Origin of the sequence: Treponema primitia ZAS-1 (assembly GCF_000297095.1) — a bacterium.
Lineage (GTDB): Bacteria > Spirochaetota > Spirochaetia > Treponematales > Breznakiellaceae > Termitinema > Termitinema primitia_A.
In genome coordinates, this window is the sequence record NZ_AEEA01000070.1 from 1 (window position 1) to 23626 (window position 23626).

23 protein-coding genes are annotated in these 23626 nt (G+C 53.1%); 10 read left to right on the forward strand and 13 right to left on the reverse strand.

Annotated features, from left to right (window positions below; genetic code table 11):
- Nucleotides 1–74: 74 nt before the first annotated feature.
- Nucleotides 75–716 carry a HigA family addiction module antitoxin gene (locus tag TPRIMZ1_RS18970; protein WP_010260224.1) on the reverse strand — a complete coding sequence of 214 codons (642 nt, stop codon included), beginning with the start codon at nt 714–716 and terminating at the stop codon, nt 75–77.
- A gap of 231 nt (nt 717–947) precedes the next feature.
- Here TPRIMZ1_RS18970 and TPRIMZ1_RS0112555 point away from each other — a divergent pair, with 231 nt between their 5' ends.
- Nucleotides 948–2702, forward strand: coding sequence for an NAD+ synthase (locus tag TPRIMZ1_RS0112555; protein WP_010260227.1), 1755 nt, complete (start codon nt 948–950; stop codon nt 2700–2702).
- Between the two features lie 16 nt (nt 2703–2718).
- Here the strand turns inward: TPRIMZ1_RS0112555 and TPRIMZ1_RS0112560 are convergent, their stop codons facing one another.
- The gene (locus TPRIMZ1_RS0112560; RefSeq protein ID WP_010260231.1) at nt 2719–3246 is read right to left on the reverse strand and encodes a hypothetical protein; all 528 of its coding nucleotides are present in this window, start codon (nt 3244–3246) and stop codon (nt 2719–2721) included.
- A 68-nt stretch (nt 3247–3314) separates the two neighbouring features.
- Here TPRIMZ1_RS0112560 and TPRIMZ1_RS0112565 point away from each other — a divergent pair, with 68 nt between their 5' ends.
- The 3 genes from TPRIMZ1_RS0112565 (at nt 3315) to TPRIMZ1_RS0112575 (ending at nt 8154) form a co-directional block, all read left to right on the forward strand.
- A complete protein-coding gene (locus tag TPRIMZ1_RS0112565; protein WP_010260234.1) occupies nt 3315–4175 on the forward strand; it encodes an MBL fold metallo-hydrolase in 861 nt (286 codons plus the stop codon).
- Nucleotides 4176–4260: 85 nt separating this feature from the next.
- Nucleotides 4261–5619 (forward strand): hexokinase, encoded by a 1359-nt coding sequence (locus TPRIMZ1_RS0112570; protein WP_010260236.1) that lies wholly within the window; start codon nt 4261–4263, stop codon nt 5617–5619.
- 225 nt (nt 5620–5844) lie between these two features.
- Nucleotides 5845–8154 carry a hypothetical protein gene (locus tag TPRIMZ1_RS0112575; protein WP_010260238.1) on the forward strand — a complete coding sequence of 770 codons (2310 nt, stop codon included), beginning with the start codon at nt 5845–5847 and terminating at the stop codon, nt 8152–8154.
- Between the two features lie 147 nt (nt 8155–8301).
- Here the strand turns inward: TPRIMZ1_RS0112575 and TPRIMZ1_RS0112580 are convergent, their stop codons facing one another.
- From TPRIMZ1_RS0112580 to TPRIMZ1_RS0112610, 7 genes are all read right to left on the reverse strand, one after another.
- On the reverse strand, nt 8302–9228 hold the full coding sequence (locus TPRIMZ1_RS0112580; protein ID WP_010260241.1) for a catechol 2,3-dioxygenase: 927 nt from the start codon (nt 9226–9228) through the stop codon (nt 8302–8304).
- 16 nt (nt 9229–9244) lie between these two features.
- The gene (locus tag TPRIMZ1_RS0112585; protein WP_010260244.1) at nt 9245–9541 is read right to left on the reverse strand and encodes a 2Fe-2S iron-sulfur cluster-binding protein; all 297 of its coding nucleotides are present in this window, start codon (nt 9539–9541) and stop codon (nt 9245–9247) included.
- Nucleotides 9542–9559: 18 nt separating this feature from the next.
- Nucleotides 9560–10582: a 4-hydroxy-2-oxovalerate aldolase gene (gene dmpG / locus TPRIMZ1_RS0112590; RefSeq protein ID WP_010260247.1), complete on the reverse strand. Its 1023-nt coding sequence runs from the start codon at nt 10580–10582 to the stop codon at nt 9560–9562.
- Nucleotide 10583: 1 nt separating this feature from the next.
- Nucleotides 10584–11453, reverse strand: coding sequence for an acetaldehyde dehydrogenase (acetylating) (locus tag TPRIMZ1_RS0112595; protein ID WP_010260250.1), 870 nt, complete (start codon nt 11451–11453; stop codon nt 10584–10586).
- Nucleotides 11454–11564: 111 nt separating this feature from the next.
- Nucleotides 11565–12347, reverse strand: a complete 783-nt coding sequence (locus tag TPRIMZ1_RS0112600) for a 2-keto-4-pentenoate hydratase (protein ID WP_010260252.1) — start codon at nt 12345–12347, stop codon at nt 11565–11567.
- A gap of 2 nt (nt 12348–12349) precedes the next feature.
- The gene (locus TPRIMZ1_RS0112605) at nt 12350–13174 is read right to left on the reverse strand and encodes an alpha/beta fold hydrolase (protein WP_010260255.1); all 825 of its coding nucleotides are present in this window, start codon (nt 13172–13174) and stop codon (nt 12350–12352) included.
- 149 nt (nt 13175–13323) lie between these two features.
- Entirely contained in the window at nt 13324–14073 is a 750-nt protein-coding gene (locus tag TPRIMZ1_RS0112610) for a FadR/GntR family transcriptional regulator (RefSeq protein ID WP_010260258.1), read from the reverse strand.
- Between the two features lie 126 nt (nt 14074–14199).
- Between TPRIMZ1_RS0112610 and TPRIMZ1_RS0112615 the strand changes: the two genes are divergently transcribed.
- Genes TPRIMZ1_RS0112615 through TPRIMZ1_RS0112630 form a run of 4 tightly spaced genes read left to right on the forward strand, consistent with a single transcriptional unit; the run spans nt 14200 to nt 17624 of the window.
- The gene (locus tag TPRIMZ1_RS0112615) at nt 14200–15036 is read left to right on the forward strand and encodes a transketolase (protein WP_010260261.1); all 837 of its coding nucleotides are present in this window, start codon (nt 14200–14202) and stop codon (nt 15034–15036) included.
- Nucleotides 15037–15038: 2 nt separating this feature from the next.
- Nucleotides 15039–15974, forward strand: coding sequence for a transketolase family protein (locus TPRIMZ1_RS0112620; RefSeq protein WP_010260264.1), 936 nt, complete (start codon nt 15039–15041; stop codon nt 15972–15974).
- 13 nt (nt 15975–15987) lie between these two features.
- Nucleotides 15988–16869: a 2-hydroxy-3-oxopropionate reductase gene (garR, locus tag TPRIMZ1_RS0112625; protein WP_010260268.1), complete on the forward strand. Its 882-nt coding sequence runs from the start codon at nt 15988–15990 to the stop codon at nt 16867–16869.
- A complete protein-coding gene (locus TPRIMZ1_RS0112630) occupies nt 16866–17624 on the forward strand; it encodes an SDR family NAD(P)-dependent oxidoreductase (RefSeq protein WP_010260271.1) in 759 nt (252 codons plus the stop codon). Before garR ends, TPRIMZ1_RS0112630 begins: the two co-directional genes overlap by 4 nt.
- On the opposite strand, the gene amrB is transcribed toward TPRIMZ1_RS0112630, so the two are convergent.
- Nucleotides 17621–18472: an AmmeMemoRadiSam system protein B gene (amrB, locus tag TPRIMZ1_RS0112635; protein ID WP_010260274.1), complete on the reverse strand. Its 852-nt coding sequence runs from the start codon at nt 18470–18472 to the stop codon at nt 17621–17623. The genes TPRIMZ1_RS0112630 and amrB overlap by 4 nt on opposite strands.
- A gap of 48 nt (nt 18473–18520) precedes the next feature.
- The gene (locus TPRIMZ1_RS0112640; protein WP_010260277.1) at nt 18521–20008 is read right to left on the reverse strand and encodes an NFACT RNA binding domain-containing protein; all 1488 of its coding nucleotides are present in this window, start codon (nt 20006–20008) and stop codon (nt 18521–18523) included.
- A 34-nt stretch (nt 20009–20042) separates the two neighbouring features.
- Here TPRIMZ1_RS0112640 and TPRIMZ1_RS0112645 point away from each other — a divergent pair, with 34 nt between their 5' ends.
- Both TPRIMZ1_RS0112645 and TPRIMZ1_RS18975 read left to right on the forward strand, forming a co-directional pair.
- A complete protein-coding gene (locus TPRIMZ1_RS0112645) occupies nt 20043–21212 on the forward strand; it encodes a glycoside hydrolase family 3 N-terminal domain-containing protein (protein WP_010260280.1) in 1170 nt (389 codons plus the stop codon).
- A gap of 1 nt (nt 21213) precedes the next feature.
- Nucleotides 21214–22005 (forward strand): RluA family pseudouridine synthase, encoded by a 792-nt coding sequence (locus tag TPRIMZ1_RS18975; RefSeq protein ID WP_051004316.1) that lies wholly within the window; start codon nt 21214–21216, stop codon nt 22003–22005.
- On the opposite strand, the gene TPRIMZ1_RS19810 is transcribed toward TPRIMZ1_RS18975, so the two are convergent.
- Together TPRIMZ1_RS19810 and TPRIMZ1_RS19815 are read right to left on the reverse strand one after the other, a co-directional pair.
- Nucleotides 21932–22666, reverse strand: coding sequence for a leucine-rich repeat domain-containing protein (locus TPRIMZ1_RS19810; RefSeq protein ID WP_010260285.1), 735 nt, complete (start codon nt 22664–22666; stop codon nt 21932–21934). The two genes, TPRIMZ1_RS18975 and TPRIMZ1_RS19810, sit on opposite strands and share 74 nt — an antisense overlap.
- Before the next feature lie 22 nt (nt 22667–22688).
- The gene (locus TPRIMZ1_RS19815; RefSeq protein WP_010260288.1) at nt 22689–23597 is read right to left on the reverse strand and encodes a hypothetical protein; all 909 of its coding nucleotides are present in this window, start codon (nt 23595–23597) and stop codon (nt 22689–22691) included.
- Nucleotides 23598–23626 lie beyond the last annotated feature (29 nt).

Here is a 23626-nt window from a genome sequence, read left to right on the forward strand (position 1 = left end):
GGCGCATGGCTTCACCGGGCATGCGATTACCAAAAAAAACGCCGCATAAAGCGGCGTTAGATGAACAACTTTTACTAATTATTGTCCGACGAAGGGGTCCAGGATACTACCGGGGCCGGAGCCGGGGTTGCAGGTTTGGGAGCAGGCTTCGGCGCAGCCTTTTTTACTGCTTTTTTAGCGGGGGCTTTAGCCTTGGGGGCAGCCTTTTTGGCCGGAGCTTTCTTGGCAGCAACCTTCTTCACAGCCTTTTTGGCCGGGGCTTTCTTGGCAGCAACCTTCTTCACGGCTTTTTTAGCCGGGGCTTTCTTTGCAGCAACCTTCTTCACGGCTTTTTTAGCCGGAGCTTTCTTGGCAGCAACCTTCTTCACGGCTTTCTTGGCCGGGGCTTTCTTGGCAGCAGCCTTCTTAGCCGGGGCTTTCGGGGCTACCTTTACGGCTTTGGAAACAGATTTAAGAATGGCAGCGTTCTTCTTGTCTGCGGTTAATTCCTTTAGCTCGTAGGCGGTCTGTAAATCAATCCAATATTCGGGGGTTTTCCCGAAAAACTTGGAAAGACGCTGTGCGAAGGGGACGCTGATCCTCAGCTTATTGTTGATTAACAAACGGGCGGCGGAAGGGCTAATCTTGATTCCTTCTGCTAACTGGGTAATAGAAAGATTGTACGCGGCGGCCAGGGTTTTTACTACTTCCCCCGGTGTTTGGACAGCTTTTGCCATTTCAATACTCCTTAAAAATTGTTTGATAGTATATATTATATCGGCGTAAAATTATTTAGTCAAGCATTTATACTTTCTAATTATGAAAAAAAGAAGAGATTAGAGAGTCTTTCTATCATTTAGTAATGCTAAAATGGTTTTCCGCCATATAAGCGCGGTAAATATTCTTAGGGATTCAAAGTTCTTCAAGGACCGCTTCACTCTTCTGCACGAAAATGATAAAATTCTCAAATGCGTATTTCAATAGCTCAGATTAATTCCACCATCGGCGATTTTCTCGGCAACCGGGAAAAGATATTGGCCTTTACCAGAAAAGCCCGGGAGGAGCAGCACGCCGATCTGGTCCTGTTTCCGGAATTGGCGGTTTGCGGGTATCCCCCTATGGACCTGCTGGATCAGGATAGCTTTGTGGAGATGAACATCCGTACCCTGCACATGCTCCAACGGGAACTACCCCAGGACATTGCGGTGGGTCTTGGTTTTGTTAACCGGAACCCCTATTCCCGGGGCAAGTCCCTGGTCAACGAATACGGCATCCTGTTTGAGGGGAAGCTGGCCTTTGAACAGCTAAAAACGCTGCTCCCCACCTATGATGTGTTTGATGAAGCCCGGAACTTTGAACCCAGCCGGGAATGGTCCGCCTTTGAGTACAAGGGTGAGCGCATAGGTTTTGCTATCTGCGAAGATGTGTGGCGGGAAACGGATATCCCCGGCACCAGCTATATTCGTGATCCTGTGCGTGAACTCCTGGATCGGGGGATCAGCCTCCTCTGCGTACCCTCCGCCTCCCCCTATGTGGCGGGCAAGCTCAAGGTACGCCGGGATCTGGCGGAGCGCATCGCCATCCGGGGTAATATCCCCCTGGTCTACATCAATGCTGTAGGGGCTAACGATTCTATCCTCTTCGACGGCCGCTCCTTCGTGGTGGCGCCCACAGTGGAGGCTGCCAAATCCGCCTCGGTTAAAAACTACCCCGTGCAGCTCAACGCAAAAGCCTTTGCGGAAGATTTAGTAACCTGGGACTCCGGGGACTCCTTACGGAGTCCCGAGCTATCCCGGGACATACCCCAGGACGATACTGAAGATCCCTTTAACGTGGGACTTACCCGGTATGAACTGGATATGCTGGAAGAAGGCCTGGTGATGGGTATACGGGATTATATGGCCAAGTGCGGCTTTAAGCGGGCCCACCTGGGCCTTTCCGGGGGCATTGATTCCGCCCTGGTTGCCTACCTGGGAGTCAAAGCCATAGGTCCGGAAAAAATCGCCTGCTTCAGCATGCCCTCCCGGTTTTCCTCCCAGGGCTCCAAGGATGACGCCCGGGAGTTGGCAGAAAACCTGAGCTGCCGCTACGAGGTTCTCCCCATAGAATCGGTGTTTACCAGCTTCCTTTCCACCCTGGAAGGGGTCTTTGAAAACCGCCCCTTCGACATTGCCGAAGAAAACCTTCAGGCCCGTATCCGCGGCTCCCTGCTTATGGCCTATTCCAACAAGTTTGACTCCATGCTCCTCACCACAGGAAACAAGAGTGAACTCGCCATGGGTTACTGTACCCTCTACGGTGACATGAACGGCGCTCTGGCCGTCATCGGCGATCTCTTTAAAACCGAAGTCTTTGCCCTCTGCAAGCGGATCAACGAGCGGTCCATCACAGCCGGCGCTAAGGCGATCATCCCTGAAGCGATCATCGTTAAACCCCCCTCAGCGGAACTGCGGCCCGACCAAAAAGACCAGGACAGCCTCCCCCCCTACGAAGTATTAGACGAGATCCTCAAACTCTACCTTTTCGGCAATCTTTCCAAGGACGAAATCGTCAAGCGGGGCTGGGAAGCGGATCTGGTAAGCCGCATTATCCGCACCGTGGCCCGGTCGGAGTTCAAACGCCGCCAGGCGCCGCCGGTACTCAAGGTAAGTCCCCGGGCCTTTGGGATGGGCCGCAGAATGCCCATAGCGCGGAGTGTGTACGAGATTGGAGAGCGGAATTAGTGTAAAATTTTCAAAATTAGCTTTTTTCCCTTTCCCCGTACGTGAATACCCCTGCCTTTACCTTTTCACTTTCGAAATATTCCCACTCGCAGTCGAGAGCCCCCAAAAGAAGATTTTTAGTGATACGACAGGATGTGGTACGGGAAAAATTTTCGATATTGGTAGTATCAATGACATCGCAGTAAAAAGATGAGAAACGCTTAAACCAGGGAAACTCGGCGAAGTACCCAAGCCAGGTCTCGGCATAGGGACATTTGACGCCTCCCATGGAAGGGTTCCATGCACTCCACGCGATAGAAGGAAGATCATTTACCGTTGAAAAATTCTCCAGGTTTTTTTCCAGACCCTGCGTATCAGCCCTGCTTCGGGCGCCATCGGTACGATCAAGGCCCAATCGGAATATCGTCTTCTGTACCGCCTTAAGAGCAGCTTCTTCCCCTACCGTTTCTACCAGGGTCCTGCAAAATTGAAAATACAACATGGCAAACTGACGGCACGCCGCCCGAACATCGCCTATACTCGCTGTTTTTTGATTATCACTCATTTACTTACCCCTTTTCTTCAAGCGCTACTATAGCAACAAAAGGCAATTTTAGCCATACTAAGCTCATTATGAAACTGACCGTCCTCGGTTCCGGTACTTCCCACGGAATCCCCGTCATAGGCTGTTCCTGTCCGGTATGCCATTCCGAAGATCCCCGGGATAACCGTATGCGGGCCTCCGTTTATATTGAAGGTGATGACGGGGAACGGGTAGTCATTGATATGGGGCCGGAATTCAGGATCCAGGCGCTGCGGACGGGGATCAGTTCCCTGGATGCGGTGTTTCTGACCCATGCCCATGCGGATCATGTCCACGGCCTGGACGATGTCCGATCCCTAAGCTATAAGCGGGAAATACCTATCTACGGGAATGCCAAAACCATGGCGGAAATTGAAGAACGATTTAGCTACGCCTTTAAAAACACCCAGCGGGGAGGCGGGAAACCCCGTATCAGCCTAAATCCTGTGGAGAGGCCCGTACAAATCGGCAGCCTTACCCTGACCCCCATACCGCTTAAGCACGGAGCGCTGGATATCCTGGGATGGATGATACAGGAAGACCCCCGGAACCAAGGTTCCGGGGACAAAAGTTCCTTCGCGGTGTACCTGACGGATACCAGCGCCATTCCCCCTGAATCCCTGGATCTGATACGGGGGGCGGCGCTTCTTATCATTGACGGGCTGCGTGTGCAGCCCCACGAAACTCACTTCAGTTTTGAACAGGCCCTGAGCGTGGGAGCGGAAATTCGGGCGCCAAGGGTGTACCTTACCCATATTTGCCATAACCATTCCCACCGGGAAATCAAAGATTTCTGTAATCGTTTCCGGGAAGAGCGGCGCCTGGGAGAAACGGTTATGGAACCGGCCTATGACAGCATGGAACTGGAGCTAAAAAAATCCGGAAAACCTTGCGAAAATAAGTCTTCCTAGGCATAATTAGAGCGGAGATATGCGAAACTTTGTTTCGCTTCGATTATATTGTGCGGCAGCTGCCGTACTAAATAAGGGGTATATTGTGGGTTCAACTTTTAATCCTGAAGAATTAGCTGATTTTGCCCGTTACCACGGGTTTCATTATGATACTGTCGATCCCGTCCAACTGGTTCGGGATATCCGCTTTGATATGGAGCGGGGCCTGCGGGGGCAGAGTTCCAGCCTTCCCATGATTCCCACCTATATCAACCCCGGGAACCGGATACCCGCGGGAAAAGCTGTAATCGCCCTGGACGCCGGGGGAACAAACCTTAGGGCGGCCCGGATACGGTTTGACGAAAAGGGCAAGGCCCTAGCCGAGGGAACTCGAAAGGTCCCCATGCCCGGCACTAAGGGCCGCCTAAGCGCGGAACAGTTTTTCGACGCAATCGCCGATGTCACCGAACCCCTTCTTACGGAAGGCGGCGATATCCAGGGCATCGGGTTTTGTTTTTCCTACCCCATGGAGATAACCAAGGAGGCTGATGGGATACTCATGGCCTTTAGCAAGGAAGTGGAGGCCCCGGAGGTAATTGGCAAGTCCATAGGCCAGGGACTTCGGGATGCCTTGGCAAGAAAAAAGCAAAAAGCCCCGGAAAAAATCGTTCTCCTCAACGATACGGTAGCTACCCTGCTCTGCGGCATGGGAGAGATTCCTCCGGACCTTGGCAAAGGGGACGGGCCGGATACGTACGGCATAGGGGGCGGCCCGGTTATCGGCTTCATTCTGGGAACCGGATTCAATACCGCTTACCCGGAAAAGAGCATCCCAAAGATCGGCTTCCAGTCCGAATCCTCCCCCCAAATTGTGGTTTGCGAGACCGGTACCTTCGCCCCCCGTTACCTGGGATACCTGGATAAGGAATATGATGCCACCACAAAAAGCCCCGGCGCCTATCTACAGGAAAAAGCTTCCGCCGGCGCTTACCTGGGTCCCCTCAGTTTTCATATTCTCAAACAGGCCCTGAAGGATGGTGTTTTGAAATTTAAAAAGTCCGGCGAATTCCTCGCCTGGCCTACCCTGCAAACCATGGACCTGAATTCCTTTTTACGAGCCCCCCTTGCCATGGAGGGTCCCGTGGGGCAGCTCTTCGGCAAGGATGAACGGGACGCCCTGAGCTCCTTTGTCTACCTTAGTTCTATTATTACCAAGCGGGCCGCCCTTCTTTCCGCAGGGGTACTTGCCGCCACAATGGAACGGATGGACGCCGGTTATGATCCTCTCGCCCCGGTACGAATAGCCGTGGAGGGAACTACCTATGTGCGCTACAAGGGCATGAGAGAAGCCCTGGAATCCTACCTGCATACCATGCTGAATGCCGATAAACCCCGGTTCTATGTCATATCCCCGGTGGAACAAGCCAGCCTCTTCGGCGCCGGCGTGGCCGCCCTAACGGAGTAAGTATTGACCCTGATGAAGGATAGCAGTAGGATTAAGAACGATTAACTATAAAGGGGGCGGTTTTTGTTAAACTCATCTAATTCCTTATATTATAACGAATTACCCCACACACACATGGTTTCGTTGTTTCCCGTATTTATTTCCATAATATTCGGTTATCAATGAAGTTGCCCGGGATTATACCCGGGTACTTTTATACCTATTTTTTCTATAAGGAGTAACAGAATGAAAAAAACCAAGTCATTGGTAGTGATGACAGTACTGGCGCTGTCAGTTTTCTTCCTCCTCATTGCCTGCGGTGAGGAAACAATCGAAAGCTTGGCTGAGAAAAATAGGGATGCCCTTATAGACGCCACTAAGGCTACGGAAGAAGGATTTACAGCTACAGCTAAGGATAAAGACGGTATGGATGTACCTGTTTCTATCCAGTTTGGTACAGAGATAATTCTTAAAGTTGGGGAAGGGGAAAGCGCAGAGGAAGGACACTATCAATGGACCATTGACGAAAAAACTATCACATTAAAAGGAGCCGGGGCCGACGGTGGGGATGTGACACTAGGATACGTTATTAATGATGATAAGACTCTCTCCATCACCAGCGGATTAGACAAAATTAAGGGCGCGGAGAACTTAGAGGAAAGCCTTGTTTCCAACGAGAATCCCGCCCTGGCAAAACCGGCGGAAGAAGCAACCAAGCCCGATAGCGGGAGCGGCGATGTAAAAGACGCCACGGTATATCAGCGAAACTGGCAGAACGGGTCCGATCAATTAACCCCAGTATCCGGCAATGCAACGGTAAGTTTGGTATTGTACAAAAACGATGAGGATACAAACCCTACCCGTGTGGATATCGGAACTATTACCAAGGGCAAACTGAGCTTCACCCTTCCTGCGGAAAGCAAATTTAACACTTACCTGGCCACGCTATCAAGTGAGCCGGAGCTGGCAAATCTTAAAATAAGTAACCCAGCGGCTAAGGCGCTTACTCTGGGTGGCGGGTTCGCACTACTTAACAATGCAGGGCAAGAAATTGGCGATCTCCGTTTTGAGAAAGACACTACAACCGGCAATGATGACATTACGTATTGGTATTTTGACAGGGATGTTAAAATCACCGGTACCGTAATCCAAGAAGCAGAGGATGAGGATGATTGGAGCGGTACAATTACAATTAATATCGATGCGAAAAAGGGCTGGAATAAAGTACGGAATTCTGAAACAGGTAATGAAAAAACGCGATCGTTTACATCTACCATAACAATCTGGACCGGCAGCACATCAGATTATAAATGGGTCTATGAACAGCATGGAAGCAACAGCGGTCTCGATTCCGATACCTCTGCAACCGGCGGTGAGCTCCAGAAGGTCACCGGGGATCAACTCGCTACAGAGTTTGCAGAACAGTCCGGAGGTCAGGTTAAAAAAAGTGATATCTTAGGGAAAACCTTCCAAGAAATAGCTGATTTGTCCGGAATAGGCCTTGGATTTTTTCAATCTCTGGTTTTCACGGATAAAGAAGGTAAAAACCCGGTTCAGGGTACTACCAAAATAACCGCGAGCGCCGTTTTTTACTTGGATGAAAGTGGTGGTGAAGACCCCTACAACCCCGGCTCTGGCGGTACGCTCCAGAAGGTCAGCGGGAATGACATCGCGAAAGTATTAGTGGAACAATTAAAAGAATTTGGAATCAATAAGACAGAGGATCAGATTTTAGGTCAAACATTCTCAGCGATTGTTGAGAACAATACGCAAGGTCTCCAGATACTTCAACAGAATATCTTCAAGGATGCAAATGGTACACCGGTTGCGGGTACTGACAAACTAGTTGCAAGTACCGATTATTGGGTATACGGATACGACGAAGGGTACGAAGACAACTCAGGCTATGGCGATACAACAACCGGCGGCGGTTGGAAACCCGGTAGCGACGATGCAACAACCGGTAGTGGGAAGCTCCAGAGGATCACCGGGATCGAGCTTTCTGAGGAGGCTGGGTCTGATATCTTGGGGAAAACATTCCAAGACCTAGCTACCATAATCGGAATACCCTTTGATTTTCTTCAATATACGTTTTTCACGGATGAAGCTGGTAAAAACCCGGTTAAAAGTACTACCAGAATAACAACGGACGCCGTTTTTTACGTATTGATTGGCGACAACATAACCGGCGGTGAAGACTCCGACTTGGGCAACGGTTACCCCATCTATAGTGAACCACCCTTGGTCGGCAGCGGTAAGCTCCAGAGGATTACCGGGATCGAGCTCGCTCTTGGGTTTGGGTCTGATATCTTTGGGAAAACATTCCAAGAGCTAGCTACCATAATCGAACTACCCTTTGAATTTCTTCAACTTGTGTTTTTCACGGATGAAGCCGGTAAAAACCCTGTTAGCAGTACTACCAGAATAACAACGGACGCCGTTTTTTACGTATTGGAGGAGTTTGCCGCCCCCAGCTCTGGCGACAGCGGTGTGTACCCCTCCCCCAGCTCTGGCGACAGCGGTGTGATTCTCCGGGCAACTCGCCGGACTTTCTAATCTGATTGTAAGCACTGTCCGGGCCGGTATTTCGGCTCGAACAGTGCTTTTTTTATAACCCTGGCAGTCTTCTCTGAACCGAAAAAAAAGCTGTCCAAATAGCGTTTTAAAACTTTTGGACAGCCCCATATTACGTAAACTACAAGATCAGGTAACTACTTCCAGGAAGCTGGGGATCATTTCCCCGGAGAAGTAGAAGAGACCGCGGCCAAGCTGGTCGGCGTCCCAAACCCGCTGGGGATTATCCGGATAGGCGGTGTACCCGCCGCAGTAGGTCTCGATCCGGTTGCCCGAGGGTTCCCAGAAGTAGATGGTGGTACCGCGGGTAATGGCGTGCCGTGTGGGCCCGATGTCCAGCTTCAGATGGTTGATGGCGATCAGGTCTGCAGCGTTGAGTACGTCCTGCCAGGTCTCCAGGAAGAATGCGAAGTGGTGCATCTTGCCGGGCTTGGGATATTCCACAAAGGCCAGGTCGTGGGCCTTGTTGGAGCCGGTGATCCAGGCGGCAAGCCGTTTCCCGTCGGGGGTGTTACACACCTCGGGAACGTACATACCAAAAACCTCTTTCATGAACCGTTCCGCCTCGTCAATGCCGGGTCCGTAGAGGAGGAAGTGATCCAGCCTGGTGGCCCGCATACCCCGGGGCTGTTCGTGCCATATGTCGGGGTTCTTGATCGGCGGGAACTTCTTGGCCAGTTCCACATCACTGTAAATCTGCAGCTGATGGCCGGTACAGATGGTAAAGGCGTAGCGTTTTCCAAAACCGGGCTGTTCATCGTTTGCCTTGAGTTCCGTTACCTTATAACCGAATTTTTCGGTCTTTGCCTTAATGTCCTCCAGGGTCTTGGCGTCGGCCACCTTAAAGGCTACATAATCAAGCCCCGCCTCAGGAGCCTTGCGGAGTACCACGCTGTGGTGATCAAATTCATCATAGCACTTCAGCAATACCCGGCCATCGCTGGTCCGGCCGACTTCGTCCAATCCGACGATGTTCTTGTAGCAATCCAGGGTCTTTTCCAGATCCAGCACCCGCAGCTGAATAAGTCCGGGACGCAATGTCGCAGTAAATCCCATATCAAACCTCCATGCGTTAAATATTTGTTTCCACCCGCCGGACCGTAAGATCACTGCGGGGTTGAACACAACACAAAAGAACTATCCCCTCTTTTTTATCATCCTCCGAAATATGGGCGGCGCTCATAGTCTTAAATGCAAACCATTCCCCGGAACTTATCCGCACACGGCAGGCGCCGCATCCCCCGCCGGCGCAGCCATAACTCACCGGACCGGTACGGGCGCGGATCATGGCCGCAAAAACCGATTCATCTTCCCCGCAGGGAAAAGCTTTCCCCACTTCCGGTACGCTGACCTGCCACGTTTTCCCCATGACAAACTCCGTTACCGCCTACTTTTTCTGCGATAATTGATAAGCCACATCCACTATCATATCTTCCTGGCCGCCCACCATACGGCGCTTGCCGAGCTCCACCAGGATATCCCGGGGAGGTATACCGAATTTTTCCGCCGCACGCCGGGTATGGAGGAGGAAACTGGAATAGACCCCCGCATAGCCCAGCATAAGAGAATCGGTGCGAACCACCTGGGGACGCTGCATCAGGGGCTCAACCACATCCTCCGCAAGGTCCATGAGGTCAAAACTTTTTACCCCCGTATTATAACCCAGCCGTTCCAATACCGCACAGAAAACCTCACCCTGGGTATTCCCGGCCCCGGCCCCCAGCCCCCGGCAGGTAACATCGATGTAGAGGGCGCCCTCTTCCACCGCCGCCAAAGAATTGGCAACCGCCAGGGACAGGTTATTATGGGAATGGAAGCCCACAGGAATATTAATTGCCGCCTTGAGCGCACTAACCCGGGCGCGGACATCATCGGGAACCATGTACCCCGAAGAATCCGCCAGATTGATATAGTCGGCGCCGGCATCGGCAAAGAACTTCGCCTGCTCCACAATTTTTTCAGGAGACGCCATGTGGGTCATCATGAGGAAGCCCACGGCGAACATCCCCGCCTGTTTTGCCCAGGCGATATGCTGGACGGCGATATCCGCCTCGGTTACATGGGTGGCTACCCGTACCGCGTTGGCCCCCCGTTCCTGGGCTTTTTTCAGGTCCTCTATAGTACCTATCCCCGGCAGGAGCAGTACCGCCAACTTGGCGTTCTTTATTACTTTTCCTGCGGCCTCGATCAGCTCCAGCTCATCCACCTTGGAAAACCCGTAGTTTATCGACGAACCGGTTATGCCGTCCCCGTGGCTAATCTCAATAATATCGATCCCGGCCCTATCCAGCCCCCCCGCTATGGCCACTGCCTGTTCCACGGTAAAAGAATGGCTTACCGCATGGCTGCCGTCCCGCAGGGTAGTATCAACAATATTAATCTTATTCGTATTTATTTTAGCAGCGCCCATACTATGCCTTTCCTCCCAGCAGTTTTACCGCCAGCTTTTCCGCAACGGCCACTGCGGCCTGGTTAATGATATCCAGGTTCCCCGAATACGCGGGAAGGAAATCCCCCGCCCCCTCAACCTCTACTATCACCGTTACCTTATTGCCTTCGATCACCGGAGGAAGCCGCAGACGATACCCGGGAACATAACTCTGTACTTCCCGGATAATATCGTTCACCGACTCGGTAATTTTTTTCGCATCGGGGTTCTTCACCAGGGCATAGACCGTGTTGGTCATCATCAGGGGCGGGTCCGCAGGGTTCAGTACGATGATAGCTTTACTGCGATCCGCTCCACCCACCACGCGAAGGGCCTTGGAGGTGGTCTCGGTAAATTCGTCGATGTTCGCCCGTGTCCCGGGACCGGCGCCCTTGGATGAAATACAAGAGACAATCTCCGCATACTCCACGTCCGCCGCCCGGTTAATGGCGTAGGCAATGGGTATGGTGGCCTGGCCGCCGCAGGTGACCATGTTAAAGTCCACCTCGTCGGCGAGCTTGTCCAAGTTTACGCAGGGCACCACATAGGGTCCTACCGCCGCGGGGGTCATGTCGATGGAGATTTTCCCGGCAGCCTTGAGGATAGCGGAATTGTGAAGATGGGCCTTGGCGCTGGTGGCGTCAAAAACAATTTTGATTTCCCGGTCCTCCGCCACGGCGTCCACACCTTTAATGGAGGTTTTAAACCCCAGGGCTGCGGCCCGCTTAATGCCTTCGGATTCCACGATACCGGTCATCATGTGCATCTGGAGATGCTTGCTCTTCATAACCTTGTACATCAAATCACTGCCGATGTTTCCCGGGCCAATGATTCCCACCTTTATTTTTTCCATTTCCAATCACCCCTCATTACATACAAAACGAACATGAAGAATTTCAACCGCAAAGACTTTATAACCGTAAAGTCAACATTTACAGTTATAAACTCTTCGCAGTTATACTATCTACACAAACTGCGCTTCCACCGTCCCCAGGGTGGAAAATTCCGCCTTGAAACTATCGCCCTTGGCGGCCAGGGGCGCCGCGGAGAAGGCCCCGGAAAGTATCACTTCCCCGGCCTTAAGGGTTACACCGTAGGTCCAGAGCCGGTTCGCAAGCCAGGCCACGGAAATACAAGGGTCTCCCAGGACCGCTGCGCCGGTACCCTCTCCCACCAACTCGCCCTGGTTCTTATAGAGCTTCATGGCTACCTTGGTAAGATCCACATCGCTGAGCCGAACCTTGTTGGCCCCCAGCACGTAGCGCCCGGAAGAGGCATTATCAGCAATAGTGTCGGGGAGCTTGATTTTCCAGTCGGCGATACGGCTGTCCACGATTTCAAAGGAGGCTACCACATAGTCCGTAGCCTTGATTACATCTTCCCGGGTAACCTTACCGCCGGCAAGATCCGCCTTGAGGATAAAGGCTATCTCCCCCTCGATCTTCGGCTGGAGTAAGGCCGCGGTGTTTACCGTACCATCCTTGCAGTCCATGGCTGCGTAGAGATGTCCGTAATCGGGTTCATTAACCCCCATCTGCTTCTGGATACCCGGAGAGGTAAGGCCTATCTTCTTCCCGGAAATAACATGCCCCAGGGAAAGGACGGCCTTTACATTTTCCAGTTGGATCTGGTAGGCATCGTCAACAGTAAGACTGCTATCCTGCCCGGTCAGGGGAGCAATAGCCTTACGGTTCCGTTCCGCCTGGTAAAGCTTTTCGGCGTAGACCTTGATCTTCGCGGCGTCCATGACTACCTCTTAAAGAAACTGCGGGTTAAGTCCGCGAATTCCTGGGTATGTTCAATCTGGGTCCAGTGACCGCAGTGACCGAATACATGGAGCTGGGCCTTGTCGATAAGCTTGAGCAGCTTATAGGAGTTATCCAGGGGGATTACCCGGTCTTCCCGGCCGTGAACGATGAGGGTCTCGTGGGGGATGTTCCGGATAAAATTCTCATTACCCGCCATGGCCTCCACCCCCTTCTGCCGGGGCTCGGGGAACAGGGCGTGGAAACTCTCCTGGAAACCGGGCTGGATACTGGATTCATACCGGCTTTTAACAAGGTCCTTGGTAGCAAAACTGTGGTCATAGGTGAAGATTTCCAGCAATTCCTCCATATGTTCTATGGAAGGTTCGTAACCCCAAACCTGGTCCAGTCCGTAGGTGATGGGGAAGCTCACCCCCATAGCCCCCATGAGCACCAGTTTGTTTACCCGCTGGGGGTATTTGATCGCCAGAGACAGGGCCAGGGCGCCGCCGAAGGAATTCCCCACCAGGTTGGTTTTTTCGATTTTAAGGGCATCCAGCAAATCAATGGTCTGCTCCACCCAGCCGTTCATGGTCTCCACCCGGCCCGGGACCCGTTCGGTAAAGCCGAAGCCGGACATATCCGGGGCGATAATGCGGAAATCGTCTTTTAAAAGGGGGAATAACTTATTCCAGTTTGCCCAGGCGGTTACCCCCGGGCCGGAACCGTGAAGCAGGGTTACCGGAAAACCCTTACCCAAATCATGATAATTAGTTTTGAACGAACCTGTTTGGATACTATTCGCTATTTCAGGTCTTTGCTCAGCCATGGTACATCACTCCTTATTGATTTTTTTAATCCCAATTTCCTTACAGGGGAAAATATAATTCTGTACGCACTTTGGGGATTTGTCAAGAAAAATACATGATAAAAATACTATAAAAAGGGTAATTATTACAAAAATATTAATGTATCGCCCTAGGATTTATCCCATATAGCGGTTTCGTCAAACCCATCGCTTTCCCGTATCCGCTGAATAGTAACGTCGAGATGCTCTTCCATAATTGCCTCGGTTTTGGCCTTATCCCCTGCTTTCAGCGCGTCAATCAAGGCCCGGTGATAGGTCAGACCATCCCGGTGGCCCAGAAGACGGACTATGTCCATCATGGCCACCGAAAGCATATCGTTAATCAGGGAGTAAACCTTAAGGATGATGGAATTCCGGGTTATTTCGGCAATACGGTAATGGAATGCCAGGTCCGCTTCGCTGAATGCTTTGAGATCCGCCACCGCTCCCACCATAACCGCATAGATTTCTTCCAGAGAGTCTATGTCTTCGGGACTTACCCGTTCCTGGGCCATGCCGGCGGAACCTTTTTCGATGATTTTCCGGTATTCCAGGATGGTGATAAGATCCTGATTCTGGCGGAGCTGCAGGAGGGGATGAAAGGTATCGACTTTCTCTATAGAAGAAAAATTCTTTACAAAGGTTCCGCCCCCGTGTTTGGTCTCCACAAGCCCCAGAATTTCCAGCTGCTGCAGGGCCGTTCGGATAGTTACCCGGCTTACCCCGTATAGAGCGCAAAACTCATGCTCCGAGGGAAGTTTTTCCCCCTCCTTCCATACCCCCTTCATGAGTTGTTCCTTAATTTTACGATAAACTTGAGCCCGGAGAGGTTCGGCCTTTATTTTGGGGATTTCATGCATAAATGGTTCCTGCTTATGCATATAATAAGTTTCTCCTTTTGTCTATGAACTATTCTGAAAAATTGATTTTATTTGACAAATACCTTCTTGTATGGAATAATAAGTTGTCATACAAGTTCCCGATTACGGAAACCAGGAGGAGTTTTTATGCTAAAGCCGGAACAAAAAAAGGAGCTTGAAAAAATAACCCTGCAGCTGCGCCGCGATTTAGTAGAAATGATCGGTATCGGTGTGGCCGGTCATTTAGGCGGTTCGAGTTCCCTGGCGGAAACCATGGCGGTGTTGTACTTCAACAAGATGAATTTCAGCGCCGATCGTCTGAAGGACCCCAACCGGGATCGGCTGGTACTGTCCAAGGGCCATGCGGCGCTGATTCAGTATGCGGCGCTCTGTGAAAAGGGTTGTTTTCCCCGAGAAGAGCTGAAGCGGGTAAAGAAGTTGGATGCCCTGCTCCAGGGTCACCCCGATCTGTCCATCCCCGGCATTGAAGCGGTCACCGGGTCCCTGGGCCAGGGACTTTCCATTTCCCTGGGTCTGGCCCTGGCGCTACGGCTGAACAAAAGCCCCGCCCGGGTTTACACCATCATGGGAGACGGCGAGCAGTCCGAAGGCCAGCTCTGGGAGGCGTCCATGGCGGCGGCAAATTTCAAGATTGATAACCTTACCGCCTTTTTAGACTGGAACAGCGTTCAGGCCACGGGGGCCACAAAGGATATATTCAATATCCCCGACCTGGATAAAAAATGGACCAGTTTCGGCTGGCACAGTATCAATGTCGATGGTCATACGGTTGAGGCAATCCTGAACGCCATCGAAGAGGCGGAAACCATTAAGGGCAAGCCGACATTGATCATTCTGAAAACTATTAAGGGTAAGGGCTTCTCCTTTGCGGAGGGAAATCCCGCATATCATAACGGTATCCTCACCGAAGAAACCTACAAACAAGCGCTCAAGGAACTGGACGCCATAAAGGCAGGGTTATAATTATGGAAAAACAAAGTTTGAGAAAAGCCTACGGAGATGCCCTGGTAGAACTGGGTAAACAGAATTCCGATGTGGTAGCCCTGGAAGCGGACCTGGGCAAATCGACCATGTCCTGTCTTTTCAAGGACGCCTTCCCCGACCGGTACTTTGAAATGGGTATTGCCGAACAAAACATGGCATCCACCTCCGCGGGGCTTGCCCTGGGAGGAAAGATCCCCTTCTACAGTACCTTTGCGGTCTTTGCCTCCGGGCGAGCCTACGATCAGATCCGCTGCTCCATCGCCATTCCCAGGGCGAATGTAAAGATCTGCGGTTCAAGCTGCGGCCTTTCGGATTTCGGGGACGGAAAAACCCATCAATCTATAGAAGATAGCAATGTGATCAAAACCCTCCCCAACATGATCGTTATCAATCCCCTGGATGCGGTGGAGGTTAAAAAGGTAATGAAGTTCCTCCTAAGTTATGAGGGACCGGCCTACATCAGGATCAATCGGAATGATCTTCCCGTATTTACGGCGGAGGAAGGGGAATTCGAACTTGGGAAGCTCCGCACCATAGTCGATGGTAATGATGCGCTTATCTTCGCCACCGGAGCCATGGTTTGGAAATCCGTAGAAGCCGCAGGGCTGTTGAAAAAGGACGGCATAAGCGCCCAGGTAGTAAACGTAAGCGCCGTCAAACCCCTCGTAAAGGAGGAGATCCTCAAGTACACCGCCGGGAAAAAGGCGATCATCACCGTGGAGGAAGCGGTAAAGATAGGCGGCCTTGGGGCGGGCATCGCGGCGGAGATCATCGGGGAGGTAAACCTTCCCTTTGAACAGGTAGGGATAAACGATACCTTCGGTACGTCCGCCCATGGTTACGATGAATTGCTGGAAAAATACGGGCTATCAACCAATCATATATATAATGCTGTTAAGAGGGCATTGAATAAATAATACGGAGGACAATATGACCATTGGATTTATAGGACTGGGTATCATGGGCGGTCCCATGGCTAAAAACCTTATCAAGGCCGGGTACAAACTCGTGGTAAGTTCCAAATCCGCAAAATTCAGCGAACTCAGCGGTTTGGGTGCGGAGGGGGCCGTCTCCGGTAAGGATATTGCCGCCAAGAGCGATGTGATAGTCACCATGCTGCCCAATTCCCCGGAGGTAAGGGAAGTGATCCTCGGGCCGGGGGGCGTTATTGAAGGAATTAAGGCGGGAACCATCGTGGTGGATATGAGTTCCATCGCCCCGGCGGTGTCACAGGAAGTCGGCGCAGCCCTTAAGGCAAAGGGAGCGGACTTTTTGGACGCCCCGGTTTCCGGCGGCGAACCCAAGGCGATTGACGGCACCCTGGCGATTATGGTTGGGGGCAATCCGGGGGCCTTTGAGCGGGTTAAGCCGGTGCTGGAAAAAATGGGGTCCTCGGTTACTCTGGTGGGGGATATCGGCAGCGGTAATGTTACCAAGCTGGCCAATCAGATCATCGTAGCCCTCAATATTGCTGCGGTTTCCGAAGCCTTCGTGCTTGCCGCCAAGGCCGGGGTAAATCCCCAGGCGGTCTTTGACGCCATTAAGGGGGGACTCGCAGGGTCAACGGTTATGAACGCCAAGGTTCCCATGATCCTGGATGGCAACTTCAAACCCGGGTTCCGGATTGAACTGCATATCAAGGATCTGCAGAACGCCCTGGATACGGCCCACAATCTTGGTGTGCCGGTCCCCCTTACCGCAGAGGTGATGGAAACGCTCCAGAGCCTGAAAAACGATGGTTACGCCAAAAGCGATCACAGCGCCATTGTCCGATTCTATGAACAGCTCGCCAAACAGGAAGTACGGAAATGAGTAAAAAACTTGAACATAAAAGGGCCCTCATCACCGGAGCGGCCCAGGGCCTGGGTTTTGCCATTGCCAGCCGTTTCGCCGAAGAAGGCGCCGAGGTATTTATCGCCGACCTGCAAGCCGACGCGGGGGCCAAGTCGGCAGCCGAAATAGACAGCAAGGGCGGCAAGGCCCACTTCATCACCCTGGATGTTACCAGCGAACAGAGCTGGATCGCCGCCTCTGGGGAGGTGCAGAAGATTGCCGGGGGGCTCGATATCCTGGTGAACAATGCGGGGATCAATATCCGGGAACCGGTGGAAACCATGGCGGCGGAAAATTTCGACAAGATGTTGGCAGTAAATGTGAAGGGTCCGTTTCTGGGGACCAAGCATTTCATTCCGGTGCTCCGGAAGGCCGGAGGCGGCTCTATCATCAACATGTCCTCGGTCTGCGGACTAATCGGACACCGGTACACCACCGAAGCTTACACGGTAACCAAAGGCGCAGTAACGCTGCTCACCAAGACTATCGCGGTGCGCTATGCCAAGGATAATATACGCTGTAACTCCATCCATCCCAGCACGGTGGATACCCCGCTGATGCAGGAGCTCTTCAAGAACCCGGACCGTAAAGCGGAACGGCTGGGGGAGGTTCCCCTGGGCCGGCTCGCCACTGCCGCAGACGTAGCCAACGCAGCGCTCTTCCTCGCTTCTAACGAGGCAACGTTTATCAACGGCGTGGCCTTCCCGGTGGACGGGGGAACTACGGCGGACTAAATACAAATACTTTCAAAGGCAATACCGGCGTAGTAGGTGGTATCCCCCAATTCTCCCCGGGCGCTTACCAGGGGGCCTGTCACAAGACGCGCCGGTTTGTCGGCCATTAGGCCGCTTTCTAAAAGGGATGCTATCAAGGAGGCCCCGCAGGAACTTATCCGGCCATCGTATATGCCGGAAATAAAATCACCTATCCTATTTTCTTCCAGCAGTTGAATACAGGTTTCGGCGCCTAAACGGGCTGCCTTTTCATCATCATGTATGGAAACATTGGCGGAAACCACCAAAAGGGTACTGTCCATAATGGGTTCCAGGATTATCCGCAGCGCCCGGGCCAGGGCCGATATCAGCCAGGGCTGGGCGCCTCCCATAAGGATAGGGACGATTGCCGCGCCGGGAAAACAAAACTGTGTCAGGGGGAGCAGAACCTCCACCGCGATTTCCTGCAGATGGGGAATATCGTTGACTTCGAAGAGGGTACTACAGGATGCCAGGGATTCGGAGAGTTCCATATCCACCGGCAGCCTCCCAAGGGGGGTGTCAAAATAATGGGAATCCGAAAAAAAGACCCCCGGTTCCTCCATGCGGTGAACATTTCCCAGGATAACCACCCGGGATACCTCATTGGCCCTGCCGGCGGCGGCTGAAAACGCGGTTGCCGCAACGGACCCGGAAAAATCCCAGGCCCCGTGGGGAGCAATAATCGCCGAAGCCCTGCCTCCAACACCGCGTTTCAACCCAAGGGCGCGGATTCGGGTTCCCATCTCCGCCCGGTCATCGGGATAAAATAATCCCGATACTACCGGAGAACGGCCTTTAACTTTGTGGAATGCGGTTAGAACGCCCATATAATAATTCTAGGTCTCTCGCCCTTGATCTGCAAGGAAAAGACTGCATTATTTTTCTATTCGGCACTGCTCCAGTTCTTTCAATCGAAACTCTTCTACCTTCACATGAAGGTTTTTTTCTTGGGTCGGTATCACCAGTCCCTTGGGCCCGTTCTTCGCCCGCCTGAGAAATTTTACCGGCGTATAGAAAAGATCCCCCTCGCCGTTGTTACGGCCCTTGGAATAAAAGATGGCAAGGTTCCCCGCGTCCAGAAGTATATCTAAGGGGACCGTCTTCCCGGATCGTTGTTTGATAAACACATAGGAACCGGGATAATCCCGGGCATGGAGCCAAAGATCGTTCCCCTTAACGTGCCTGCGGAGGAGCTCGTCATTCTCCGATGCGTCCCTGCCCACGATGATAAGCCAGTCCTTGCGCCGGAAGGAAAGCCCCGGACGTTTACTGTCCGCCTTTGCCGGAGGTTTCTCCCCCCGATTCTTGAGCAGCCGGTGCAGCGCCAGGGGGTTTGTCTCTTCCAGCAGCCTGTCCAGGGTCTCCTCCAGGGCAGTAAGTTCCTTTTCCCCGGCGGCAATCTCTTCCTGTACATCCGCAAGGCCGTTTTTTGCCTTACGGTACTGCTCGTAGTAGAGCTCCCCCTGGGCGGCGGGGCTTTTGCGTGGCTCCAGCTTGATCCGTATCGTTTCCCCGGTGTAAAAATTATCCGCCTCCAACCAGGAGTCCCCGGTCTTAATGGCGCCCAGGTTAGCCATGATGATATCCCCGTACTCTTTCAGCCTGTCCGCCGCCCCAAAATCCCCCGCCTTCTCCCTAAGACGTTCCAGGGAAGCCTTCAGCCTGCCCATACGCCCCTCAAAATTCCGCCGGGCCTGTTCCCTAAGCGCTTCCAGGGACAGGGCGCCCCCGTGTTCAGCATAAAAAGCGTCTATCTTTTCGTTAAACGAAGCGCCGGGCTCAATTCCTGCCGGAGTTCCCGGCTCAAATTCCCGGATTTCGTATTCCCGAACTACATGCTCCCGCCCGGGCTTTCCGCCGGGTGTTTCAGCCTCCGGCGTATAGTGTCCGCCGGTAACTTCCCCCCGCTTGGGGAGCCGCCGCATAGCGTCCAGTATCAACCCGCCTTCATCGGTAACCACCACATTGGCGGCATTGGACCAGAGCCGGGCATAGAGCCGGAAATAGTTCTTCCCCTGCCGGATCAGGAGCCGGACAATACGGTTATCCCCCAGTTGTCCCGCCTCCTCAATCCAGCCGTTCACAATCCGGGACTTGAGAAATTCCGCAAACCGCAGGGGCCTATCGCTTTTCGGGGTACCCCGGAAGGTTTCGTGGATACGGCAAGCCCCAGGACTAAGGGCGATGAGGATATTCTTGGCCCCGCCCTTTCCGTAAAGCTGCAGGCTTAACACATCGTAGGTACTCTGTACCGCCTTCTGTATCTGATACCCCCGCAGATCCAGTTCGGCGAGAATTAGATTGATTTCCTTCCAGTTCAGGGACATGGGGTAACTATACGCCCCGGGAACAAAATACGCCATAGGAAAAAGTCCCGGATTCCGTTACAGTACCCCTATGCGTTCCCTATTGTACCCCATGGCTTTTCTCCTGCTGATCAGCCTCCCCCTATGTACCGCCGAAGAGACCCTCCCGGAAGGGGCTGATCCGCTCCGTGTACGGGCCGGGCGGATTGCGGCGGCCATGGACGACCGTACTTTGGCAGGCCAGGTTCTGCTTACGGGGCTGGACGGGAACGGAACCCTGGGGGAGGCCATGAGGTCCCTGCTTCGGGATATTTCTCCCGGGGGGGTCATGCTTTTTAAAATGAACCTCAATATGGAGAAGGGGCGTATTCCCGGTTTTCTCAAAACCGTATCGGACTTGGCGGCGACAAGCGCCTTTGAGCATACCGATATGGAAGTAATGATACCTCCCTTCATGGCGGTGGATCATGAGGGGGGCATTGTACACCGCTTCGTCGCCGGAGTGGAGCGGCTGCCCCCGCCCCTTTCCTATTGGGAGCTGGCGCAGAAAAACGGGCGGGACGCCGCGCTCCGGGCTATTGAAAAAGATGCCGTCCGCTCGGGCACTGAAATCCGCGCCCTGGGAATAAATCTGAACCTTGCGCCCGTGGCAGAAATACTGAACAGCGAAAACGCAGCCTTCCTGGAGGATCGCTCCTACGGTTCCGACACCGCCTTTGTGGAAGCCGCCGCCGCTGCCTTTGTTCGGGGTATGGGTTCCGCCGGGGTGGCCTGCGTGGTAAAACACTTCCCCGGTAATTCCGGGACAGACCCCCACCAGGCAGCTTCGGTGCTAAGAGATGATAGGGAAACCCTGGACAAAATGGTCCTGCCCTTTGTGGAGCTTATTGCAAAGGAGCAGCCCGCAGGTATCATGGTTTCCCATGTGCTGGTAAACGCCTGGGATGATGGGGTAAATGCCAGCCGTTCCAGGGCGGTAGTATCGGTATGGCTCCGGGAAAACCTGGGTTTCCGGGGCATAGTCCTGGGGGATGACTTTTCCATGGGGGCCATAAGCGCCGCCGGCCTGCGGGAAGAGGATGCGGTAATCGAAGCCCTGAACGCCGGGGTAGATATGGTGATGACCTGGCCGCGGAGCCTGGGACGGGTCCACCGGGCCATCCTGCGCGCCCTGGGGGATGGCCGCCTTAAACGGGAACGGCTTGAGGAAGCAGCGGCCCGCATTATATATGAAAAGATCCGTTATGGACTTATGGAGTGATATGGACAACAAAATAAACGAAGAGCGAATTATCTACTCAAACGATCAGTGCATGGTGATAAACAAACTGCCCGGAGAAGCCGCCGAAGGCGCCGCTAAGGGGATGGCGGACCTGCCCCAAATTCTAACGAAGCAATTCGGCGGCTCCTTTACGGCGGTACAGCGGCTTGATGTCCCGGTCTCAGGCTGCGCCCTCTTCGCCCGTACCCCTAAGGCCCTGTCTTTTCTCAACGCCGCATTCACCGCCGACCGGGTGCAGAAATACTACTGGGCCATTGTGGAGATGCCGCCCCCAGACCTGACCCTGGCGCCGGCCGGGGAACTGGTCCACTGGCTTGAGATGGATACTCGCCAGAACAAAAGCATCGCCTTTGCCGAAAAAGCGCCGGAGGGCTCGCAACGAAGCTCCCCGCGCAAACAAGCCATACTCCGGTATCGGATTATCGGAAAGGGAACCAATTATCTTTTTATGGAGATAGAACTGGTCACCGGCCGTCACCACCAGATCCGGGCTCAACTGGCCGCACTGGGACTCCACATCAAGGGGGATCTCAAGTACGGCGCCCGGCGCAGTGAAAAGGCCGGTGGTATACGCCTCCACGCACGATCACTGCGCTTCCCCGCGCCCGGTTCTTCCGCAAAGCTTCCCGATGAATTTATCCAGGTTACCGCAACCCCGCCCCTGCGGGACCGGCTCTGGGAGGACTTTGAAGCCGCTGCTATGGCCCCAGAAACTTCCCCACCAGTGGCCGTTTCCCCAGTTCCGCCTCAAGCGCCCTCTGACTGTGCATAACCATTCCGCTGTAGGCGTACCGCAGGGGCGTATCCCCAAAGACATCATCCCCCAGGGAATTAATACTGTCAGGAATAATCACACTCCGGAGCCGGTTACCCGCAAAGGCCAGGCTGCCGATTTCATCTATGCGCTTACCGAAAATCACATTGGTAATCCGGTTGTTTTCAAAGGCGTGATCCCCAATAACCGTAACGCTGTCGGGAATGAGTACCCCGCCGAGTTGGTTGTTGGCAAAGGCGGAGTCCCTGATGACCGTAAGCCCTTCGCCGAGTATTACCCAGGCGAGCCGGTTATTTTCAAAGGCCTTATACAAAATCGCCGTAACGGTGCCGGGAATTTCTACACCAATAAGCTGGTTGTCGGCAAAGGCCTTGTATCCGATGGCAGTAACCGGCATACCCTGGATCTCTGCGGGGATGACAATTTCCGCAGCATCTCCGGAATAAGCGGTAATGGTTACCCTATCTCCATGAATAACAAAACCAAAATCCCCGGAACTCCTACCGGAGGATACCTGGGAGGGTTCTTCAACCATTTCTGTTTCAGGTTCCGCCTGGTCATCGTACAGTTCAAAATCATACTCAAAATCTTCCAAATTTTGGGCCGCAACGAAGAAACAAACCAGGGGAAAAAGACAAACCAATGCTATCCGGCGCATATTCACTTCCTTAATCTAAGCATTATACTTTTTTGTCTATCCGGCAAGCGTTTTTTTCCAGAAACCGTATCAGAGGCGCCTCCCAGGGCTCTCCGGGATCGCTGCTGTCGGCCATAAAACGGCGGTATAGGGTGATGATATGGTCCCTGATGATCGCCCCATCCTCCTGGGCTAATCCGGGTAACGCAGTTCGTGGTGTAAAAAGCCGGGCGACAAATACCTCCGCCTCCTCCGGCGGGAACATAGCGGGATCGAAGCGGCTCATGGCGTACATGGCGGCGGCTACACAGTTTACGCTGTGCTGCTTCACATAGAGGATAGCCTCGGTGATCAGGGCGGCCCCGGAATTTATCTCGTCAATCCGGCCGGCCAGGGCTTCCTCGTCACCGAAGGAGCGGAGGATGTCCCGGAAGCGGGTATAGCTCAGGATCATCACCATCACATGGAGGCTGGGTATACACATAAGGTGGGGATCCGTAAGGTGGATCAGGAAAAACCGGGGGCGGGCTATATAATAGGGCCGGCGGGTGGTGGACATGTTTTTGGAATAGACTTCTGCGGAGAATTGGTAGAGCCGGTTCATGGAATTAAGAAAATCCTTTACAGGCTTAAGGGCACGGCGGCCGTAGTGTTTTAGAAGAAAGCCCAGGATACGTATCCAGAAGGCGACAAAGTCCAGGTAAATATTGACCCACCGGGGGATAAAGGGGATCTTTGCGTCCAGGGGATGGTCCACCGAAGTAACGGGGATGCGCCCCGGAAAAAGGACAGCCTTATACTGGAGAAAGAAAAAATTCAAAAAAATCGACCGGATACATTGTATCCCCGGCCCCCGCAGGATCGGACTGGCCATTATCGTAACCATTGAAACAAGGGGCGACTGTTTTCCTGGGGTTTCATCCCCTTGGGTTTCACCCTTTCCCTCTGCCATACACGCTCTCCCTCCCTATTGTTTATGGT

Excerpts from the sequence above, each read along its gene's own strand:
- TPRIMZ1_RS18970 (WP_010260224.1), bottom strand. The coding sequence starts at position 716 with ATGGCAAAAGCTGTCCAAACACCGGGGGAAGTAGTAAAAACCCTGGCC.
- TPRIMZ1_RS0112555 (WP_010260227.1), top strand. The coding sequence starts at position 948 with ATGCGTATTTCAATAGCTCAGATTAATTCCACCATCGGCGATTTTCTC.
- TPRIMZ1_RS0112560 (WP_010260231.1), bottom strand. The coding sequence starts at position 3,246 with ATGAGTGATAATCAAAAAACAGCGAGTATAGGCGATGTTCGGGCGGCG.
- TPRIMZ1_RS0112565 (WP_010260234.1), top strand. The coding sequence starts at position 3,315 with ATGAAACTGACCGTCCTCGGTTCCGGTACTTCCCACGGAATCCCCGTC.
- TPRIMZ1_RS0112575 (WP_010260238.1), top strand. The coding sequence starts at position 5,845 with ATGAAAAAAACCAAGTCATTGGTAGTGATGACAGTACTGGCGCTGTCA.
- TPRIMZ1_RS0112580 (WP_010260241.1), bottom strand. The coding sequence starts at position 9,228 with ATGGGATTTACTGCGACATTGCGTCCCGGACTTATTCAGCTGCGGGTG.
- TPRIMZ1_RS0112585 (WP_010260244.1), bottom strand. The coding sequence starts at position 9,541 with ATGGGGAAAACGTGGCAGGTCAGCGTACCGGAAGTGGGGAAAGCTTTT.
- dmpG (WP_010260247.1), bottom strand. The coding sequence starts at position 10,582 with ATGGGCGCTGCTAAAATAAATACGAATAAGATTAATATTGTTGATACT.
- TPRIMZ1_RS0112595 (WP_010260250.1), bottom strand. The coding sequence starts at position 11,453 with ATGGAAAAAATAAAGGTGGGAATCATTGGCCCGGGAAACATCGGCAGT.
- TPRIMZ1_RS0112600 (WP_010260252.1), bottom strand. The coding sequence starts at position 12,347 with ATGGACGCCGCGAAGATCAAGGTCTACGCCGAAAAGCTTTACCAGGCG.
- TPRIMZ1_RS0112605 (WP_010260255.1), bottom strand. The coding sequence starts at position 13,174 with ATGGCTGAGCAAAGACCTGAAATAGCGAATAGTATCCAAACAGGTTCG.
- TPRIMZ1_RS0112610 (WP_010260258.1), bottom strand. The coding sequence starts at position 14,073 with ATGCATAAGCAGGAACCATTTATGCATGAAATCCCCAAAATAAAGGCC.
- TPRIMZ1_RS0112615 (WP_010260261.1), top strand. The coding sequence starts at position 14,200 with ATGCTAAAGCCGGAACAAAAAAAGGAGCTTGAAAAAATAACCCTGCAG.
- TPRIMZ1_RS0112620 (WP_010260264.1), top strand. The coding sequence starts at position 15,039 with ATGGAAAAACAAAGTTTGAGAAAAGCCTACGGAGATGCCCTGGTAGAA.
- garR (WP_010260268.1), top strand. The coding sequence starts at position 15,988 with ATGACCATTGGATTTATAGGACTGGGTATCATGGGCGGTCCCATGGCT.
- TPRIMZ1_RS0112630 (WP_010260271.1), top strand. The coding sequence starts at position 16,866 with ATGAGTAAAAAACTTGAACATAAAAGGGCCCTCATCACCGGAGCGGCC.
- amrB (WP_010260274.1), bottom strand. The coding sequence starts at position 18,472 with ATGGGCGTTCTAACCGCATTCCACAAAGTTAAAGGCCGTTCTCCGGTA.
- TPRIMZ1_RS0112640 (WP_010260277.1), bottom strand. The coding sequence starts at position 20,008 with ATGGCGTATTTTGTTCCCGGGGCGTATAGTTACCCCATGTCCCTGAAC.
- TPRIMZ1_RS0112645 (WP_010260280.1), top strand. The coding sequence starts at position 20,043 with ATGCGTTCCCTATTGTACCCCATGGCTTTTCTCCTGCTGATCAGCCTC.
- TPRIMZ1_RS18975 (WP_051004316.1), top strand. The coding sequence starts at position 21,214 with ATGGACAACAAAATAAACGAAGAGCGAATTATCTACTCAAACGATCAG.
- TPRIMZ1_RS19810 (WP_010260285.1), bottom strand. The coding sequence starts at position 22,666 with ATGCGCCGGATAGCATTGGTTTGTCTTTTTCCCCTGGTTTGTTTCTTC.
- TPRIMZ1_RS19815 (WP_010260288.1), bottom strand. The coding sequence starts at position 23,597 with ATGGCAGAGGGAAAGGGTGAAACCCAAGGGGATGAAACCCCAGGAAAA.